We start from the raw sequence: 18,782 nt of genomic DNA, 5'->3' as shown, positions 1-18,782 counted from the left end.
ATCGCCTTTGGCTAGCATTGATCGCTATTGCTCGGGCATAATTTGTCTACTTTTGCAGCTTATTCAGCTGTTTAGCCCACATTTGCGCGCAGAAGCGTACAAATTGTTATAGCTTGACCCAGCCTTTAGCCAGTTAGATAAAAACCCAGCAACATGCTTGGCGTTTTTTGTATCTGCGCGACAGGCAACTGCAGTGATGCGACACCCTTGCGCACTCAGACTCGATACCGCCCCCGGCCTGCTTGGCGCTCCACAAGACGCTGTGCTAGCTTGGCGCTTTAGATAGGATGGCCAATTGATACTTGGCAATCATCCAATAACAAGAGGACAACCCATGGCCGATGCAGCTGCCGCGCTGGAAATCCGCAACCTGCACAAGCGCTACGGCGACCTCGAGGTGCTTAAAGGCATTTCCCTCACCGCTCGCGATGGGGATGTGATCTCGATTCTTGGCTCTTCCGGCTCAGGCAAGTCAACCTTTCTGCGTTGCATCAACCTGCTGGAAAACCCGCACCAGGGACAAATCATTGTCTCCGGCGAAGAACTCAAACTGAAATCGGCCAAAAATGGCGAGCTGATTGCGGCTGATGGCAAGCAGATCAACCGCCTGCGCAGTGAAATCGGTTTTGTGTTCCAGAACTTCAATTTGTGGCCGCATATGAGCGTGCTCGATAACATCATCGAGGCGCCGCGCCGCGTACTGGGTCAAAGCAAAGCAGAAGCCATTGAAACGGCGGAAGCGCTGCTGGCAAAAGTGGGTATTGCCGACAAACGCCACGTTTACCCCAACCAACTTTCTGGTGGCCAGCAACAACGCGCAGCAATCGCTCGTACGCTGGCAATGCAGCCGAAAGTAATTCTCTTCGATGAACCGACTTCGGCGCTCGACCCGGAGATGGTACAAGAAGTGCTTAATGTGATCCGCGCACTCGCAGACGAAGGCCGCACTATGTTACTGGTCACCCATGAGATGAATTTCGCTCGTCAGGTTTCCAGTGAAGTGGTCTTCCTGCATCAGGGCCTGGTAGAAGAACAAGGAACGCCCGAGCAGGTGTTTGATAACCCTGACTCAGCGCGTTGCAAACAATTCATGTCAAGCAATCGCTAACACGGAGCAACACTGAATGCAGAACTACAAAAAGATTTTACTGGTTGCAGCCGCCACTCTGGCTTTCGGCACCAGCGCAGTCGCCGCAGACAAACTGAAGTTGGGTACCGAGGGCGCTTACCCTCCGTTCAACCTGATTGACGCAAGCGGCAAAGTTGGCGGCTTCGACGTCGAAATCGGTCAAGCACTGTGCGCCAAACTGAAAACCGAATGCGAAGTCGTGACCTCCGACTGGGACGGCATCATTCCAGCATTGAACGCTAAGAAGTTCGACTTCCTGATCGCTTCTATGTCGATCACCGAAGAGCGTAAGCAAGCGGTTGACTTCACCGACCCGTACTACACCAACAAGCTGCAATTCATTGCACCAAAAGACAAAACTTTCACCACTGATAAAGCCAGCCTCAAAGGCAAAGTGATTGGTGCTCAGCGCGCGACCATCGCCGGTACTTGGTTGGAAGACAACATGAATGACGTTGTCGACATCAAGCTGTACGACACCCAGGAAAACGCATACCTGGACTTGGCATCAGGCCGTCTTGATGGCGTACTGGCTGACACCTTCGTCAACTGGGAATGGCTGAAGAGCGATGCGGGTAAGAACTTTGAATTCAAAGGCGACCCAGTGTTCGACAACGACAAGATCGGTATTGCCGTGCGCAAGAACGACCCTCTGCGCGAGAAGCTTAATGCTGCTCTGAAAGAGATCGTTGCTGACGGCACCTACAAGAAGATCAACGACAAGTATTTCCCTTTCAGCATTTACTAAGCTGCTAGCTTTGCGCCGCCCCTAAACCGGGCGGCGCAAGCATCTGAGCCCCCATGACTTTCGACCTTTACGGATTCGGCCCTGCACTCGCTGCCGGTACCTTGATGACCATTAAGCTGGCGCTTTCTGCGCTGGTATTGGGCTTGGTGCTTGGATTGCTTGGCGCGCTGGCCAAAACATCGCCTTACAAGCCGCTGCAGTGGCTGGGCGGGACTTATTCAACCATTGTGCGCGGCATCCCTGAGTTACTTTGGGTCCTGCTGATTTATTTCGGCACCGTTAGCATGATGCGAACTCTGGCTGATTTTCTGGGTTTAGAAAGCCTGGAACTGAGCCCTTTTGCTGCTGGCGTAATCGCCCTCGGCATGTGCTTCGGTTCCTACGCGACTGAAGTGTTTCGTGGCGCTATTTTGGCAATCCCCAAAGGCCACCGCGAGGCGGGTCAAGCGCTGGGCATGTCAAAACCACGCATTTTCTGGCGTTTGGTCCTGCCGCAAATGTGGCGCATCGCCCTGCCCGGCCTTGGCAACCTGTTTATGATTCTGATGAAAGACACAGCTTTGGTTTCGGTTATTGGCCTCAATGAAATCATGCGGCGCTCGCAAATTGCCGTCACCGCAAGCAAAGAACCCTTCACCTTCTTTATGGTTGCCGCATTTATCTATCTTGGCCTGACAGTCATTGCCATGACCGGTATGTACTTCCTTGAGAAACGCGCAGGTCGCGGATTTAGCAGGAGCGCCGCATGAACTGGGAAGTCATCATCAAATGGCTACCGCGCCTGGCTGAAGGTGCCGTCCTGACCCTTGAGCTGGTCGCTATCGCGGTCGTTGCCGGCTTGATTCTGGCAATACCGATGGGCATCGCCCGCTCGTCAAAGAACCTGCTGGTTCGCGGCATTCCTTACGGCTATATCTTTTTCTTTCGTGGCACGCCACTGCTGGTCCAACTGTTCTTGGTCTATTACGGCCTTGCCCAGTTTGACGCAGTGCGCAACGGGCCGCTGTGGCCGATCTTGCGCGACCCATTTTGGTGCGCAGTGATCACCATGACGTTGCACACCACCGCCTATATTGCGGAAATCTTGCGGGGCGCAATCCAAGCTGTGCCACAAGGTGAAGTCGAAGCGGCACGCGCCTTGGGCATGTCCCGAAGCCAGGCCATGCTGCGCATCATTCTGCCCCGCGCTGCACGCATCGGCCTGCCAGCGTACAGCAACGAAGTCATCCTGATGCTCAAGGCAAGCGCCCTGGCCAGCACCGTAACCCTGCTAGAGTTGACGGGTATGGCGCGTACGATCATCGCCCGGACTTATCTGCCTGTGGAGATATTCTTTGCGGCCGGCTTGTTCTATCTGGTTATTGCATACGTCTTGGTTCAAGCATTCAGGTTGCTTGAGCGCTGGCTGCGTGTAGACGCCTGCCAGGGCCGCTAAGAGAATGCAGGCCGCAATGGCCTGCAGATCCCCGTTGAGACCTCACAAATGCCATCACATAGCGATTTAGCCGAGCACTTCGTTGCGCTAGATCGCTTCCTCAGCGATCATCAAGTCCTCTGGCGACCCCGCCCATTCAGCGACAGGCCCATGGCATGGGAACAGGCCCATCCGCAATTAGCCGCTTGGTTGAAATCACGCACCCTTGCAGACGCCGAACTCGCACACCAACAGCCGCACCAGCTAAATGCACCAGAGCCCTTTGGTAGCTTGGCCAAACAGGCCGAAGTGCTGTGCCAAATTGCACCTCTGCCGCAAATAAGCTGCCCTGAATTGCCCAATCGCTTGAGCAACGAGATCCCGGGGCGCAAGTGGCTGCAAATCCAGGCATTCGCCAACAGCTTGAGCTTTACCAAGCCGACCCAACACTGGCTCGACTGGTGCTCAGGCAAGGGCCATCTCGGACGCTTACTGGCTCGCCAAGGGCAGCCATTGAGCTGTTTTGAGCATGACCCTGAGCTTGTGGATAAAGGTGCGCAGCTAAGTATAAAACTAGGCATTAATGCCCAGCATATTCAGCAGGATGTGCTGGCCGAAGATGCTGCAAAACGACTCACAGCCGAGCACACTCCCGTGGCATTACATGCCTGCGGCAACCTGCATATTCGGTTAATTAAACTGGCCAACGAGGTAGGCTGCCAGCAGTTGGCGATCGCCCCTTGTTGCTACAACCGCATCAGCACCAGCCACTATCTACCGCTGTCAAAACTCGCCCAAGCATCCACGCTTGAACTGTCCATCCAAGACCTCGGCTTACCTCTCAGCGAGACCGTAACGGCTGGTGCCAGAGAGCGTAAGCAGCGCGATACATCCATGGCCAGGCGGTTGGCCTTCGACGCTCTACAGCGCGAAATACGTGGCCTTGACGAATATTTGCCAACACCATCACTCGCGTCTGCTTGGTTTAAAAAGCCTTTCTCCGAGTTCTGCACCGACTTAGCCGAGCTGAAACACATTGCACCTCCACCTGCCTCAACCGACTGGCTGAAACTTGAAGCAAAAGGCTGGGAGCTACTCGCCCAAGTGCGCAATCTGGAGCTGCTGCGCGGGTTGTTTCGCCGCCCCTTAGAAGTCTGGCTGCTGCTCGATCGCGCCCTGTATTTGCGCGAGCACGGCTACGCCGTCCAGCTTGGTACGTTCTGCTCGCGCGAACTCACTCCTCGCAACCTTATGCTGCTCGCAGAGCGCATCGCCGTTACCCACTGAACCTGTGGATAACTTTGTTGATAGATTCTGCAAAAGCCGCCCCAAAGGCCCTGCCTGCCATCAGGCAAAATTCAGTGCTATTTTGGCTAGTAACTAATTGCTAACAAAAACATAAGCTTGCATGACAATGTGATGACAATCACATTTATCCTGTACCAATTGATTAATTACTGATCAATTGTGCATAAGGATTTTGCTGCTCATAGCCAGACAAACAAAAAACTCAGCGAAAACCCCTTGTCAGGTACAAAGTTATCTATATAATGCGCCCCACAAATGCCGGTATAGCTCAGTTGGTAGAGCAACTGACTTGTAATCAGTAGGTCCCGAGTTCGACTCTTGGTGCCGGCACCATACAAAGAAAGCCTCGCAGCGATGCGAGGCTTTTTTTTGCCTGTGAAACGTAAAACCCACCAGCCGTCCTCCCACCCACCCGCAATAGCACTGCCCACAATGGGTAGCCCGGTATTTAATGAAAGTCGCGCCAAACGGCAGGATGTTTGCGCCGAATTTGGCCACGGAACCAACACTGGCCCCAATAGGCGTTGGCCAAGAAGACGGAAGCACAATGAGGCCTTGAGTAAGCCGTGGGGCGAACCATAGGAAGATCGGTATACGCTCCAAGTTCACCTTAGCCCCAGCGAGCACTGCCTTTCTAAACGGATGTCAGTCGTCACCCTGCAACCGATCGGTAGCACTAATAAAGTGCTCGCGCCCTGTTATTCCCTATCTAGCCTGCCTCGGGGGCTCAATGGTTTGTCTTTCTGTGCTACATGTGGCTATGATTCAAGCCATTAAATAGCGATGCCAAACACGCTGGGAGCCGCGCTTCCATCACTTCTTCAGTGCTCGGCTCCTGTTGTTAGCCTCCCACTTGCGCGAACCCATGGTCACCACCGTCATCCTCGGCATGCTCTGCATGCATTTGCTTTGTTTTTGCGTGATGTTCCTGCTGATCAGCACACGACTGAATGGCAAGAAGATGGGCATGGAAGTCTTTGCATTGGGCAATCTGCTGCTCGGACTTGCCTACATCCTGCAGTTGCTTGGTGGCCCTGCAGGCTGGGGATTGGTGAGTGTCATCAACCACACAATGACGCTCTGCGCACCCGTCGCGTATGTCATTGGAGCACTGCGGTTTTTTGATCGCCCAACCTCCGTTTGGCGACCACTGCTGACTCTAGCAGCTAGCTACACGGCGGCACAGGTACTGGTGCAATTCACGCTCGGTAACGAAGCTCGTTATGCGATGTTGGCCGGGGCGTGCGCGGCGCTTTTCTTGGCCATGACAGTGGCCGTGCTCTATGCCAGGCAAAACGTTGCCAAGCACCTGCGTGTTGAGATGGTGGTGTTTGCCGTCTTGATCGGTGGCATCTGCATCCTCAACGCCGCGAAGCTGGGGATGATCCTCTCCGGTGGCCTTGAGGCGCTTGATTTGAATACCCGCTTCCAAAGGACTTTCTACATCTATATGTCGTTCTTGGGGACCGTACTTCCCCCTTCTGTGGTCTGGCTGGTTCTACGCCGCCTGAATGAAGAACTGCGCACAATGGCGACCCATGACCCCCTTACTTTGTTGCTGAACCGGCGCGGGCTGATGGATGGACTGGAGGCACACTTCCGCTCTAGGACCGCCGGGCCTATATACCTGTTGATCGTGGATATCGATCATTTCAAAAGCATCAACGACACCCACGGTCACAAGATGGGGGATCTGGTGATATGCCATGTTGCCCAACTCCTCAAAGCCAACGCCCGCCAAGGCGATCTCATTTGCCGATTGGGCGGAGAGGAGTTCGTTATCGTCAGCATGGACACAGACAAGACCGGTGCACTGCAATTGGCAGAGCGAACGCGGGCGGCAATCGAACACAGTGAAGTCTCCGGAGGCAATCCGATGCGACCCGTTCGGTGTACCGTGACCATCGGCGTATCAGATAATTTCACAAGCACAGAAGCCCTCGACAGCTCCATGCAGCAAGCGGATGCCGCTCTGTACCGAGGCAAAGCATCAGGCCGCAACCGCGTCGAATGGGTTAACGCGCAGTAGATCAATTCACAGGGTTCAGGCCGCGGCCATTACCCCATCGCCAAATGGCCCGGCAGCGTAGGTTATTGGACGAAACACCCGGCCAAGCGATAACGCAGACGCCAATCAATGCCTCGGTTCAACCGAACGAATCCCGATGGTTGCAGTTTTAAGGCCGATGCCGCCGGGGAAAGGGATCTGGTTTACTATTCACTATTTTTGAAAAATTTACTGGCTGAGTCACAACCATGAATCGTCGCAAAAAAATAAAGCAGTTACTGGCTGCCCACGCCAAAAAAGCCAGTGCTAAAAAGGCTCCGCGCAAGAAGTCGACCTACGTCAGTAAAGCCGACCGTTTGAAGCTGGCAGCCGAAGCCAATCAAGAGCCGAGCTCTCCCGTGGAGGATTCATCGACGGAGGCAAATTTACCCTGACCCTCTTCTCGGTCCGTACGCTCAACGTCTTCCCATGTTAGATAGCGTCACGAAGCAAGCCCACCGCAAAGTAGCTCATAGCTTGGCCGTTTGACTTGGTTAGATCAGAACCTGGGGAAGGCGGTAGGCTGCAGCTCAGAACTCAAGCCATACCGGTCTACCCCGTTTCTCTATTACTCCCGAGTCAGCGATAGCCCAGCAGACGACAACGCCCTCTAAAACTGCTCGTCAGCGAACGCCAGCAGGCTTTCGCTGCCTGCCAGAATGCGCTGTAGGTGCACAGCAGTTTCCGGCAGTTGCTGTTGGTAGAAGAAACGTGCGGTGTGCAGTTTGGCCTGGTAGAAGTCGGTATCCGTAGAATTTTGTTGCAGGCGCTTCTGGGCCACGGAGGCCATTTTTGCCCACTGCAGCGCGAAGGCCACAAGCGCAGTCAGTTGCAGATAATCCACTGCCGCGGCGGCGGTATCGGCTGGGCTGGCATCAACCAGCAAATGATCCGTGGCTTGGCGCAAGTGTTCTAGCGCTTGAGTGAGTGAGGCCTTGAACTCACTCGGCTCGCTGCTGCAAAAATCTTCGACCAACGCCATAAAGCGGCGCAGTGCCCGGCCGTCATTGAGCCTTAGTTTGCGCGTGACCAGGTCCATCGCTTGGACACCATTAGTGCCTTCATATAGCGGTGTGATGCGCGCATCGCGCAGGTACTGCTCCATGCCCGACTCACGGATGTACCCATGGCCACCGAAGCACTGCATTGCCAGGCTAGTGCTTTCCACACCCTTATCCGTGCAATAAGCCTTGATCATCGGCGTGAGTAGGCCCAGCAAATCATTAGCCGCCTCGCGTACTTCGGCGTCCGGGTGTTTATGCACCAGATCGACCTGCACGCCCGCCCAATAGGCCAGTGCGCGCCCGCCTTCGATAAAGGCGCGCTGGGTCAGCAACATACGACGCACGTCAGGATGCGCGATGATCGGGTCTGCCGGTTGATCCGGTGCCTGAGCGCCACCGGGTGCCCGGCCCTGCAAGCGCTCGCGGGCATAGCGTGCGGCGTTTTGGTAGGCCGCAGAGGCTAAGCTCAGGCCCTGCACACCGACGGCAAGACGGGCACTGTTCATCATCACAAACATCACTCGCAGGCCCTGATGTGGCTCGCCGAGCAGGTAACCTGTAGCGCCGTCGTAGTTCATGACGCAAGTCGGGTTGCCATGGATGCCCATTTTTTCTTCAAGTGATCCGCACTGCACGCCATTACGCGCACCGAGCGAACCCTCGGCATTGATCAAGAACTTGGGCACGATAAACAGGCTGATGCCCTTCACGCCCGCTGGCGCATCCGGCAAGCGCGCCAGCACTAGATGAATGATGTTCTCGGCAAGGTCATGCTCGCCTGCGGAGATAAATATCTTGGTGCCGCTGATGCTATAACTGCCATCGTCTTGCGGTTGGGCCCGGCTTCGTAGCAAGCCTAAGTCGGTGCCGCAGTGGGGTTCGGTGAGGTTCATGGTGCCGGTCCAGCGGCCTTCGATCATCGGCGGTAAAAACAGCGCTTTCTGCGCGTCAGTCCCTCCGTTGACTATGGCATTGGCCGCCCCATGGCTGAGCCCCGCGAACATCGAGAATGCCATGTTGGCGCTGCTGGTGATTTCGCGCACAACGATACCGAGCACATGGGGCAGGCCCTGGCCGCCGTATTCCGGCAGCGCAGTCAAACCGCTCCAGCCGCCTTCGGTGTAAGTCCGAAACGCCTCACGAAAACCGGCGGCCGTATGCACTTCACCTTCGCTCAGCTGGCAGCCTTGGTGGTCACCTACTGCATTGAGTGGCGCCAGCACTTCGCTGGCGAGCCTGGCGCTTTCTTGCAGAATCGCAGCCACCACATCCGGACTGGCATCAGAAAAGCCAGGCAAATCACGGTATTGCTCCAGTTCGAGCAACTCGTCGAGTACAAACTGCATATCCCGCAAAGGGGCTTGATAGCTCGCCATGCTTTTTATTCCTTACACGTGCTCAATAACAACCACCAGATCTGGCCAACAGACCCACAACCTGACCGGCTGATGGTAAATGCGCGATCATGATTCGCAGGTCAACAACGACAGGCCCAGCCATGCACGCCGCATCAACCAAGGGCTTGGCCGATAACGCGGGTCGCGATAGAAGGCATGCAATTGATTAAGCACATACAGAATGTTGTCCGCGCCCAATGCATCACCCCAACTCAGCGGGCCATTGGGATAACCCAACCCCAAGCGAATCGCCCGGTCGATGTCTTCAGGGCTGGCCACCTGCTGTTGCGCCATGTCGCAGGCGATATTGACCACCTGAGCCAGCACCCGCTGCGAGACAAAACCGGCGCTGTCACGGATCACGCTCACCGCCATACCATCGCCAGCAAACAAACAGTGAGCCGCATCGCGCCAGTGCGCTTGTGTGGCAATCGTGGTCATCAGCACCCGACGACGATCCAGCGGCAATAAGGTGTCCAGCGCCACTGTACGTTGTGGATCGAGCCCCTCTTTGATGGCGCTAGTGGTGGCATCATCACCCAACGGCAAAACCAAGCACAACGCGCCATCACTGGGCTGCGAACCCATTTCAACGCTCGCCCCAAGCGTGCCCAGCAATTGTAAAACTCGCTCCCGCGCGTGCGGCCTGGCCTGGCTAATCCAGACAGGTGGTAACTCGACCTGCGGAGCGGGAAGCTCCTGCGGAACTTGCGCCACGCCATCAACATAACGGTAGAAACCCTGCCCAGTCTTGCGCCCCAGCAGCCCGGCATCCAGGCGCTGACGGGTGATGACCGTCGGCCTATAACGCGGCTCTTGGTAGTACTGGGCATAGATCGATTCTGTGACCGGGTGCGACACATCCAACCCCGTCAGGTCGAACAACTCACAAGGCCCCATTCGAAAACCAGCCTGCTCGCGCAGGATACTATCCAGTCCCGCTTCATCGACAACCGATTCAGTAAGCACACGCATGGCTTCAGTGCCAAAACCGCGACTACCATGGTTAACGATAAAGCCCGGCGTATCCTTGGCGCGCACAGCCACATGGCCAAAACGCTCACCCAAGGCCAGCAGCGTGGCACCAACCCAAGGCTCGCTCTGCAAACCGTCAACCACTTCGACGATCTTCATCAGCGGCACGGGGTTAAAGAAATGGAAACCACCGACTCGACCTGGCAGACGGCACTGGGCGGCAATCGCCGTTACCGATAGCGACGAGGTATTGCTGGCCAGTAAGCAGTCATCGGCCACCACGGCTTCCAACTCAGCGAACAGCGCCCGCTTGGCTTCGAGGTTCTCGACGATGGCTTCGACCACCAACTGACAATCACGCAACTCGGCCAGGTCTGTCACCGGCTTGAGCAACGCACCTGCGGCCTGCGCAGCCTCTTCACTGATACGGCCCTTGGCGAGCAGCTTGGTGAAGGTCGCGATTATGCTTTCGCGGCCGTTATCCGCTGCACCTTCGCGCTGGTCAAACAGCAAAACCTGCACCCCCGCCTGGGCCGCAATCTGCGCGATACCCGCGCCCATCACCCCGGCACCCACCACCGCCATACGGTTTATTTCACGCGCAGCCATGTTTATTTCCCCTGATACACCGGTTTGCGCTTATCCAGAAAGGCTTGCATGCCCTCTTTCTGGTCAGCGGAATCGAACAACAGTTGGAAAGCCTTGCGCTCCAGCATTAGCGCCGTCTCCAGTGAAGTATCCTGACCGGCCAGCAATACCTCTTTAATTTGCATGACTGCCAGCGGCGGCATGTTGGCGATCAACTCCGCCAGCTCAAGCGCCCGCTGCTGCACCTGGTCATCGGCCACCACCTCACTGACCAGACCCATACGCAGGGCTTCATCGGCCGTGACCGACAACCCCGTCAGGAGCATTCTCATCGCCTGAAATTTACCGACCGCACGGGTGAGTCGTTGAGTGCCACCGGCACCGGGCATCACCCCCACGCGCACTTCCGGCTGGGCAAAACTGGCGCTCTGGCCCGCCACGATCAAATCCGCATGCATGGCTAACTCACAGCCACCCCCTAGAGCAAAACCATTCACAGCGGCAATCACAGGTTTCGGGCATTGAGCAATTGCCGCCCACAGACGATGGGTTTGGCGCAAATGCATTTCCATTGCACCGCGCTCAGCCATGTCGCGAATATCCGCCCCGGCAGCGAACACCTGCTCGCCCCCCGTCAAGACAATACAGCGCACATCAGGGTCATTCCCCAAGGCCGTGAAGTGCGCCGCCAACTGCTCGCGCACCACCTGATTCAGTGCATTACGGACCTCGGGCCGGTTGAGGCGGACCAAGGCGACAGCCGTGGAAGGTCGTTCAACTAGGGTCTCGCTCAAAACGATCTCCTTATGTTCCGCTATGCGGAATCTTATTTTGAAATTACAATCAGCCTACGTCTGTGCACCTGTGATTGGAAATAGTTTACGAACACCCCTTGTTCGGTAAATACCAGGGTATAAGCAAACTCTCAGTGAATTGGCCTAAACCCAGCAAAGACGTGCCCTTCAGTTAAATTCCGCCCTGCGGAATGATGTTTTGAATTATTGACTCGCCGAATTTGCCTGTGCCAGCATCTGCCAGGCATTCGGGCAGTATTGCCTGAGGCATAAGGAATCCCCATGAGTATGCGCGACCCGATCGACAACGAACTGGATAACCAGACACTTGAGCAGGACCGGCAGTTCGTGACCGCTCTGGCACGGGGCTTGGAATTATTGCGCTGCTTCCGCCCCGGCGAACAGTTGTTAGGTAACCAGGAGTTGGCGAAGCGCAGCGGCTTACCCAAGGCCACGGTTTCACGTCTGACCCACACCCTGACACGTCTCGGCTACCTGCAACACATCGACAGTTTGGGTAAGTACGCGCTGGATACCGGTGTGCTTGCACTCGGTTACGCTCACCTCAACGGCTTGGATATCCGGCGTCAGGCACGCCCGCTGATGCAGGAAATGGCCGAGCAGTCGCAAAGCTCTGTGTCCATGGGCGCACGTGATCGCCTGAGCATGGTTTATACCGAAAACTGCCAAGGGCCTGGCCCGCTGACGCTGAAACTGGATGTTGGCTCGCGCATCCCGCTAGCCAGCACCGCCATGGGCCGCGCCTATCTGGCAGCGCTGCCGGATAACGAGCGCGATTTGCTACTCGACCAATTACGTTTGCGCGCAGGGGAGCAATGGCCTGTCACCTGCGAACAATTGGAAAAAGCCTTTCGCCAATATCAGGATCAAGGGTTTTGCCTGTCCTGCAGCGGATGGCAGAAAGATATCAACGCCGTCGGCGTTCCACTGCGTAAACCGGACGGCTCCGGCGTTGTTGCCTTCAGCGCAGGAGGGCCAGCATTCGTGCTGCGCCAGCACATGCTTGAAGATGACCTCGGGCCTCGTCTTGTCCACCTGGTGCGTAGCGTCGAAATTAACCTCGGTCGCCAATTCCAATAAATAGAGGTCTGCATGATCAACGATCAGGAAACGCTCAATCTGCTGCTCGATAACCTGTCACGCTTTGTTCGTGAACGCTTGGTGCCTCGCGAGGCTGAAGTCGCTGAGAACGATTGCATTCCTCAGGACATTGTCGAAGAAATGAAAGCCCTCGGCCTGTTCGGCCTGTGCATTCCGCAAGACTTTGGCGGCCTGGGCTTGAGCATGGAAGAGGAAGTGTTAGTCGCTTTCGAGCTAGGCCGCACCTCCCCGGCATTCCGTTCGTTGTTCGGCACCAACAATGGCATCGGCTCACAGGGCCTGATCATTGACGGCAGTGAAGAACAAAAGCAGCGTTACTTGCCGCGCATGGCTGCGGGTGAGTTGATCGGCTCATTCGCCCTGACCGAACCGGGTTCTGGCTCCGATGCAGCATCGCTGAGCACCCGCGCCGTGCGTGAGGGCGATGTGTATGTGCTCAACGGCAGTAAGCGCTTTATCACCAACGCCCCCCAGGCCGGGATCTTCACCGTGATGGCGCGTACCAACCCTGAGATCAAGGGCGCAGGTGGCATTTCCGCGTTTATTGTTGAAGCTGGCACGCCGGGGCTGTCACTGGGCAAAGTCGACCAGAAAATGGGGCAGAAAGGCGCGCATACCTGCGATGTGATATTCGAGAACTGCCGTGTGCCGGCCGCCAATTTGATTGGTGACGTCGAAGGTGTCGGCTTCAAGACCGCCATGAAGGTGCTCGACAAGGGCCGTCTGCATATCGCAGCAGTCTGTGTGGGTGCTGCCGAACGCATGCTGGGGGATGCGCTGACCTACGCCATGGAGCGAAAGCAATTCGGCCAACCCCTGGCTGAGTTCCAGCTGATTCAGGCCATGCTTGCTGACAGCCAGGCCGATATTTATGCCGCACGTTGCATGATCATTGATGCCGCGCGCAAACGTGATCAACTGCAGGACGTCTCAATGGAGGCCTCCTGCTGCAAAATGTTCGCCTCAGAAATGTGTGGCCGTGTCGCCGACCGCGCCGTGCAAATTTTCGGGGGTGCCGGTTACATCAGCGAATATGGCATTGAGCGCTTTTACCGCGACGTGCGTCTGTTTCGTATTTATGAAGGCACCACCCAAATTCAACAGTTGGTTATCGCGCGCAACCTGATTCGCCGTGCTGGTCAGTGACATGCAGACGCCACTCGCCGAGCTGCCTCAACGCCTGCATCAACTCCTTGATCGCCACTGCGACCAGCAACCGAGTTGGCCCGCACTGTACGAAGGGGACTCCAGCCTAAGTTACAGCCAGTTGCGTCAGGCCAGCATCTCGCTAGCCGAACAATTCAGTGATGACGGCGTGCGCGCAGGTGACCGGGTCATGCTGGTGGCCGAAAACTGCTGCTTGTTGGTTGCCGCCCTGCTCGCCCTGAGCCGATTAAACGCCTGGGCCGTGGTCATCAACGCTCGCCTATCGCCAGCTGAAATCGAAAACATCCGCCAGCATTGCGGCGCACGACGGCTGTTATTCAGTAGCGCAGTCTCCATCGATGCAGCCCAACATGCGGCCCTGGCCAACGCCGAACCCCGCGAGCATGCGCTGCTTGGCAGCTATCATTTGGGCCCACTCAACCTCGATTGCCAGCCTGAACCCGTGCATGCCGATAATGCCGAACAAGTGGCGGCGATGATCTACACCACCGGCACCACCGGCACGCCCAAGGGCGTAATGCTGACGCATCGCAACCTGCTATTTGTGGCCAGCATGGGCTGCCATATGCGCAAGCTAACCTGCGCCGATCGGATCTACGCCGTGTTGCCTATATCCCATGTATTCGGCTTGGCCTCAGTCTGTTTGGCCACCTTGTATAGCGGCTCATCACTGCAACTGGCCGCGCGCTTCGATGCGCAAGAAGTGATACGTGCCTTGCGCGAAGATCACATCAGCATTCTGCTCGGGGTTCCGGCAATGTTTGCGCGGATGCTCGAAGTCGCAACCCAGCAAAACATTGAGTTGCTGGCACCTGCGCTACGCTTTATGTATGCAGGCGGTGCACCCCTTGATCTGACGCTGAAAAACACCGTGGAAGACCGCCTTAACAGCACGCTGCATAACGGCTATGGCCTGACCGAAAGTTCACCCACTATCAGCCAGACGCGCATCGACGAAAAACGCGATGACACCTCGGTTGGCAAACCCATTCCGGGTATTGAAATACGCCTGCTCAACAAGCAGAGCACAGCCGTCGCCCAGGGTGAAATTGGCGAATTATGGGTGCGTGGGCCCAATGTGATGAAGGGTTACTACCGCGCCGCTGAACAGACTGCGCTGGTGCTCAGTGCCGATGGCTGGCTGAACACCGGCGATCTGGCTCGTGAAGACAGCGACGGCGCGTTATTCATTGTCGGGCGCAGCAAGGAGCTGATCATCCGCTCGGGTTTTAACGTCTACCCACCGGAAGTCGAAGCAGTGCTCAACAGTTTTCCGGGCGTCGTACTGTCTGCAGTAGTCGGCCTGAATGTAGAAGGCAACGAAGCCGTTATCGCTTTTATACAGGCGAGTGATCCAAGCACTTTTGATACAGATGCACTGCAAGCATATGTCGCCAAGCACCTCTCCCCTTACAAACGCCCCAGCCAAACCCATGTGCTTTCCAGTTTGCCAGCAGCAGCCAGCGGCAAAATCCTCAAGCACAAGCTCAAAGCCATGGCGGCAGATTTGGCAGAGCGATAGCGGCTAATCTTCCGCGCTTAAGCCACCTGATCTACAGGCTGTGCATAGGGCCAAGTCTCCCCATGCGCAACACACCCGCCATCATCTTGCTGGATGAGCCGATATCAGCAGCGCCTAGAACAACAGGTGATTATGGCGCGCGGGTTTGCCTGCGGCTAAGATGCAAAAATAAGGTATATACCTTACGCATTATTGAATAAAAATGTTCACCACAAACCAGTGTTTTGGTGCTTGAGCCCTTGCCCCTTATGACGATTAAGGGCACGCAGGCCCAAATTCACTTAAGGAGCATAAACCTTGTCAAAACTGGCCTATTACAACAACAAGATTGCCGTAGTCACAGGTGCTGGCTCAGGTATCGGCCGCGCCATCGCTCACGGCCTTAGCGCCAACGGCTGCAAGGTTTACTGCACCGATATCGACCTCGCTGCAGCGACCACAGTCGCAAGTGAGCTCAGCAATGCGAGCGCTCACCGCCTCGACGTGGCAGATGCTGCGGCTGTCAGCGCCTTGGCCGATGAAGTTTTTGCTCGCGAAGGCCGTGTTGATCTGTTGTTCAACAACGCAGGTGTAGGCCATGCCGGTGCGGTGATCGATACCGAGTTGACCGACTGGAAGTGGGTCATGGACATCAATGTGATGGGGGTTGTGCATGGCATTCACTACTTTCTGCCACGCATGCTCAAGCAGAATGGCCCTGCCCATATCATCAACACTGCCTCCGGCGCTGGCATTATTCCGATGCCACGCACTGCGCCGTATTGCGCGTCGAAACATGCCGTGGTCGGCTTGTCACAGTCGTTGGCGGGAGAGCTGCATGGCACCAATGTAGGGCTGACTATTCTTTGCCCCGGCACCATCAACACAGCGATTATCAAGAACACCAAGATGAGCGGCAGCACCGCCCAAAACCGGCAGGCCCAGGCAGTCGAGCATTACGCCAAGAAAGGCACATCGCCCGATCAGGTGGCGGCGGATGTGCTTGAAGCGGTCGTAAAAGACAAGCTGTTCTGCGTAACCCCGCGCAAGGAAGTTGGCCTCGGCTGGTTCCTTGTGCGTTTATCGCCTGGGTTGATGCAGCGAATCATGCGCGCCCGGATGGACCATGTCGAAGGTGTCAAAACCCACTAGATTGAGCCAGGCCTGTATCGCACGCGGGTAATACAGGCCCCGCAATCATTTCTGCCCCGCGAATAGGCTGGCACCTTGACCAGTCAAGTAAGGTCGGTACAGCGCCAGCATTTGCTGATAACCCCACTCCAGGTGCTTGCGGGTGATGCGGGTGATGCCGTGGCGCGAATGCAGGTACTCGATCCAGTAGGTCGAAATGATCCAACTGTTTTCCAACAGCACCTTTAGCTCGTCTTCACTGGCCCGTAGTTGTCCTTCCTCAACCAACTCCAACAGCCGCACCAAGGCGCGCTCCTGCACCCTGTTGGACATGTCTTGCAAGCGCTGGCGTAGCATGGGCTCCAAGGTGAACAACGCCATGCTGTCGCGATAGAAAAACCGCCAGTCCCACATGAGCTGGAACCACAAATGCATATCCTGTTCGCCGTCGAGCAACTGCATTTGCTCTTCGGTGAATTGCTCGAACAACACGTTTATCAGATCGGCTTTCTTCTTGAAGTAGTAATACAGATTACCTTCGTTAATCCCAACAGCCTCGGCGATCCCGGCCGTGGTAACCACGGATATACCCTTAGCATTGAACAGCTTGCGACAGGTCGCGAGAATTTTTTCGCGCGTGTTCCGTGGCTTCATGTATGTGCCTTCTAACGATGGAATTGCCTGAGGTTATGACCCTATATTTTATTAAGGTATAAACCTTAACCTTTGAAGCTGACAACGAACATCATAGCCATGTTAAGGCCGTTTATACAGCCTACTGACGCCCTGCTCGGCAGGACAACACTGCCGAATTCCCAGGCCGTGTTGAACACATGGGATGCGGTATTTGACTTGCCTACCGATTAAGGTTTTCACCTTATTCTGTTACACGGTAACCAGCCAATAAGCTGGGCAAAAATAATAATAGCGCAGGCATATCCGTAGCGATCGCGACACTATGAGGACAGCTGATCATGTCAGTCGAACACTTTGATGTACTGGTATTGGGTGCAGGTTTATCCGGCATTGGCGCGGCCTATCACTTACAAAAAAACTGTCCCGGCAAAAGCTATGCGCTGCTTGAGGCACGCGAAGATCTTGGCGGCACATGGGATCTGTTCCGCTATCCCGGCATTCGTTCCGACTCAGACATGTTCACCTTGGGTTACTCGTTTCGACCTTGGGCCTCGGAAAAGTCGATCGCCGACGGCGCAGAAATTTTGCAATACCTGCGCGACACCGCCAGCGAATTCGGCATTGACCAGCACATCCGCTATAGCCATCGGGTAATTCGCGCTGCATGGTCATCAGAAGATGCGCGCTGGACCTTAGATATAGAGGTCGGAGCGGAACGCCAGCCCGTGCGCTACAGCTGCAATTTTTTCTATTTGTGCAGCGGCTATTACAGCTATGAGGCCGGTTACCTGCCGGACTTCCCGGGCGTTGAAAACTATCAGGGCACGCTCGTGCACCCCCAGCATTGGCCGCAAGATCTGGATTACAGCAACAAGCGTGTCGTGGTTATTGGCAGCGGTGCGACTGCCGTGACTCTAGTGCCGACGCTGGCACGCAAAGCCGCCCATGTCACCATGCTTCAGCGCTCGCCTAGCTATGTTATGTCGCTGCCGGACAACGATACGGTCGCCCTGGGCTTGGGCAAGTTTCTACCGCAAAAGTGGGTACACAAAATCGTTCGCGGCAAGAACGTGCTGATCAGCATGTTCATGTATCGCCTCTGCCGTCACCGCCCGGAATTTGCCAAACGCATGCTGCGCAAAGGCATCGCCAATCGACTGCCAGAAGGTTACCCGGTCGATACGCACTTCAAGCCCAGCTACAACCCATGGGACCAGCGCCTGTGTCTGGTGCCTAACGGCGACCTGTTCAAGGCGCTGCGCAAGGAAACCGCATCAGTGGTCACCGATCGCATTGCCAGCTTCACGGCACAAGGCGTACGCCTTGAGTCGGGCCAACAGCTTGAGGCTGATATTGTGGTCACCGCGACCGGCCTTAACCTAGTGCCATGTGGCGGCGTTCAGTTTGAAGTCGATGGCCAACCTAAAAACCCGGGGCAAACCTTCTCATACAAAGGGCTGATGATGTCGGGCCTGCCAAATGTAGCCGTCTGCGTTGGCTATACCCATGCCTCATGGACCTTACGAGCCGACCTGTCGTCAATCTTCGTTTGCCGTTTGATCAATCACATGGCGCAAAAAGGCTACAGCCAGTGCATGCCCGTGATTGACGATTCGGACATAGACCAACGTCCGCTGCTGGACATGAGTTCTGGCTACATCCTGCGCGCCGTCGACAAGTTCCCCAAACAGGGCAAGAACGCACCTTGGCAGCAGAATCAAAACTACCTGCATGATTTGGTTGATATGAAGTTTGGGGCCATCAGCAATCGCGGCCTGAAGTTCTCTCGCCCAGACCAAGACCTGAAACGCAGCGCTTAGT

16 protein-coding genes and 1 tRNA gene are annotated in these 18,782 nt (G+C 55.9%); 13 read left to right on the top strand and 4 right to left on the bottom strand.

What is annotated here, in order from left to right:
- Positions 1 to 334 precede the first annotated feature (334 nt).
- The 8 genes from ACIGCM_RS07280 to ACIGCM_RS07245 all read left to right on the top strand — a co-directional run bounded on the left by ACIGCM_RS07280 (position 335) and on the right by ACIGCM_RS07245 (position 7,041).
- Positions 335 to 1,108, top strand: coding sequence for an ABC transporter ATP-binding protein (locus tag ACIGCM_RS07280; RefSeq protein WP_397501377.1), 774 nt, complete (start codon positions 335 to 337; stop codon positions 1,106 to 1,108).
- A 16-nt stretch (positions 1,109 to 1,124) separates the two neighbouring features.
- Positions 1,125 to 1,877 carry an ABC transporter substrate-binding protein gene (locus ACIGCM_RS07275; RefSeq protein ID WP_397501376.1) on the top strand — a complete coding sequence of 251 codons (753 nt, stop codon included), beginning with the start codon at positions 1,125 to 1,127 and terminating at the stop codon, positions 1,875 to 1,877.
- Positions 1,878 to 1,930: 53 nt separating this feature from the next.
- Positions 1,931 to 2,626, top strand: a complete 696-nt coding sequence (locus tag ACIGCM_RS07270) for an ABC transporter permease (protein WP_397501375.1) — start codon at positions 1,931 to 1,933, stop codon at positions 2,624 to 2,626.
- Complete coding sequence (locus tag ACIGCM_RS07265) at positions 2,623 to 3,312, top strand: ABC transporter permease (protein WP_397501374.1); 690 nt, start codon at positions 2,623 to 2,625, stop codon at positions 3,310 to 3,312. The genes ACIGCM_RS07270 and ACIGCM_RS07265 overlap by 4 nt, the downstream gene beginning before the upstream one ends.
- Before the next feature lie 48 nt (positions 3,313 to 3,360).
- Positions 3,361 to 4,578, top strand: coding sequence for a methyltransferase (locus ACIGCM_RS07260; protein ID WP_397501373.1), 1,218 nt, complete (start codon positions 3,361 to 3,363; stop codon positions 4,576 to 4,578).
- Between the two features lie 278 nt (positions 4,579 to 4,856).
- Positions 4,857 to 4,932: transfer RNA gene (locus tag ACIGCM_RS07255), tRNA-Thr, on the top strand.
- A gap of 532 nt (positions 4,933 to 5,464) precedes the next feature.
- Entirely contained in the window at positions 5,465 to 6,628 is a 1,164-nt protein-coding gene (locus ACIGCM_RS07250) for a GGDEF domain-containing protein (protein ID WP_397501372.1), read from the top strand.
- Positions 6,629 to 6,855: 227 nt separating this feature from the next.
- Positions 6,856 to 7,041 carry a DUF2986 domain-containing protein gene (locus ACIGCM_RS07245; RefSeq protein ID WP_397501371.1) on the top strand — a complete coding sequence of 62 codons (186 nt, stop codon included), beginning with the start codon at positions 6,856 to 6,858 and terminating at the stop codon, positions 7,039 to 7,041.
- Between the two features lie 215 nt (positions 7,042 to 7,256).
- Here ACIGCM_RS07245 and ACIGCM_RS07240 read toward each other — a convergent pair whose 3' ends face one another.
- The 3 genes from ACIGCM_RS07240 to ACIGCM_RS07230 form a co-directional block, all read right to left on the bottom strand.
- Entirely contained in the window at positions 7,257 to 9,026 is a 1,770-nt protein-coding gene (locus ACIGCM_RS07240) for an acyl-CoA dehydrogenase C-terminal domain-containing protein (protein WP_397501370.1), read from the bottom strand.
- Positions 9,027 to 9,113: 87 nt separating this feature from the next.
- On the bottom strand, positions 9,114 to 10,631 hold the full coding sequence (locus ACIGCM_RS07235) for a 3-hydroxyacyl-CoA dehydrogenase (protein ID WP_397501369.1): 1,518 nt from the start codon (positions 10,629 to 10,631) through the stop codon (positions 9,114 to 9,116).
- Positions 10,632 to 10,633: 2 nt separating this feature from the next.
- The gene (locus ACIGCM_RS07230; RefSeq protein ID WP_397501368.1) at positions 10,634 to 11,404 is read right to left on the bottom strand and encodes an enoyl-CoA hydratase; all 771 of its coding nucleotides are present in this window, start codon (positions 11,402 to 11,404) and stop codon (positions 10,634 to 10,636) included.
- 282 nt (positions 11,405 to 11,686) lie between these two features.
- Here ACIGCM_RS07230 and ACIGCM_RS07225 point away from each other — a divergent pair, with 282 nt between their 5' ends.
- The 4 genes from ACIGCM_RS07225 (at position 11,687) to ACIGCM_RS07210 (ending at position 16,346) form a co-directional block, all read left to right on the top strand.
- Positions 11,687 to 12,505 carry an IclR family transcriptional regulator gene (locus ACIGCM_RS07225; RefSeq protein WP_397501367.1) on the top strand — a complete coding sequence of 273 codons (819 nt, stop codon included), beginning with the start codon at positions 11,687 to 11,689 and terminating at the stop codon, positions 12,503 to 12,505.
- A 12-nt stretch (positions 12,506 to 12,517) separates the two neighbouring features.
- Positions 12,518 to 13,672, top strand: a complete 1,155-nt coding sequence (locus ACIGCM_RS07220) for an acyl-CoA dehydrogenase family protein (protein WP_397501366.1) — start codon at positions 12,518 to 12,520, stop codon at positions 13,670 to 13,672.
- 1 nt (position 13,673) lies between these two features.
- Positions 13,674 to 15,215 (top strand): class I adenylate-forming enzyme family protein, encoded by a 1,542-nt coding sequence (locus ACIGCM_RS07215; RefSeq protein WP_397501365.1) that lies wholly within the window; start codon positions 13,674 to 13,676, stop codon positions 15,213 to 15,215.
- A 297-nt stretch (positions 15,216 to 15,512) separates the two neighbouring features.
- Positions 15,513 to 16,346 (top strand): SDR family NAD(P)-dependent oxidoreductase, encoded by an 834-nt coding sequence (locus ACIGCM_RS07210; protein WP_397501364.1) that lies wholly within the window; start codon positions 15,513 to 15,515, stop codon positions 16,344 to 16,346.
- A 45-nt stretch (positions 16,347 to 16,391) separates the two neighbouring features.
- On the opposite strand, the gene ACIGCM_RS07205 is transcribed toward ACIGCM_RS07210, so the two are convergent.
- The gene (locus ACIGCM_RS07205) at positions 16,392 to 16,979 is read right to left on the bottom strand and encodes a TetR/AcrR family transcriptional regulator (RefSeq protein ID WP_397501363.1); all 588 of its coding nucleotides are present in this window, start codon (positions 16,977 to 16,979) and stop codon (positions 16,392 to 16,394) included.
- 320 nt (positions 16,980 to 17,299) lie between these two features.
- Here ACIGCM_RS07205 and ACIGCM_RS07200 point away from each other — a divergent pair, with 320 nt between their 5' ends.
- Complete coding sequence (locus ACIGCM_RS07200; protein ID WP_397501362.1) at positions 17,300 to 18,781, top strand: flavin-containing monooxygenase; 1,482 nt, start codon at positions 17,300 to 17,302, stop codon at positions 18,779 to 18,781.
- Position 18,782 lies beyond the last annotated feature (1 nt).

The organism is Pseudomonas sp. NPDC078700 (genome assembly GCF_044542375.1).
Lineage (GTDB): Bacteria > Pseudomonadota > Gammaproteobacteria > Pseudomonadales > Pseudomonadaceae > Aquipseudomonas.
Note: the sequence above shows the minus strand (reverse complement) of the source record. Positions and strands in the feature narration are given on the sequence as shown.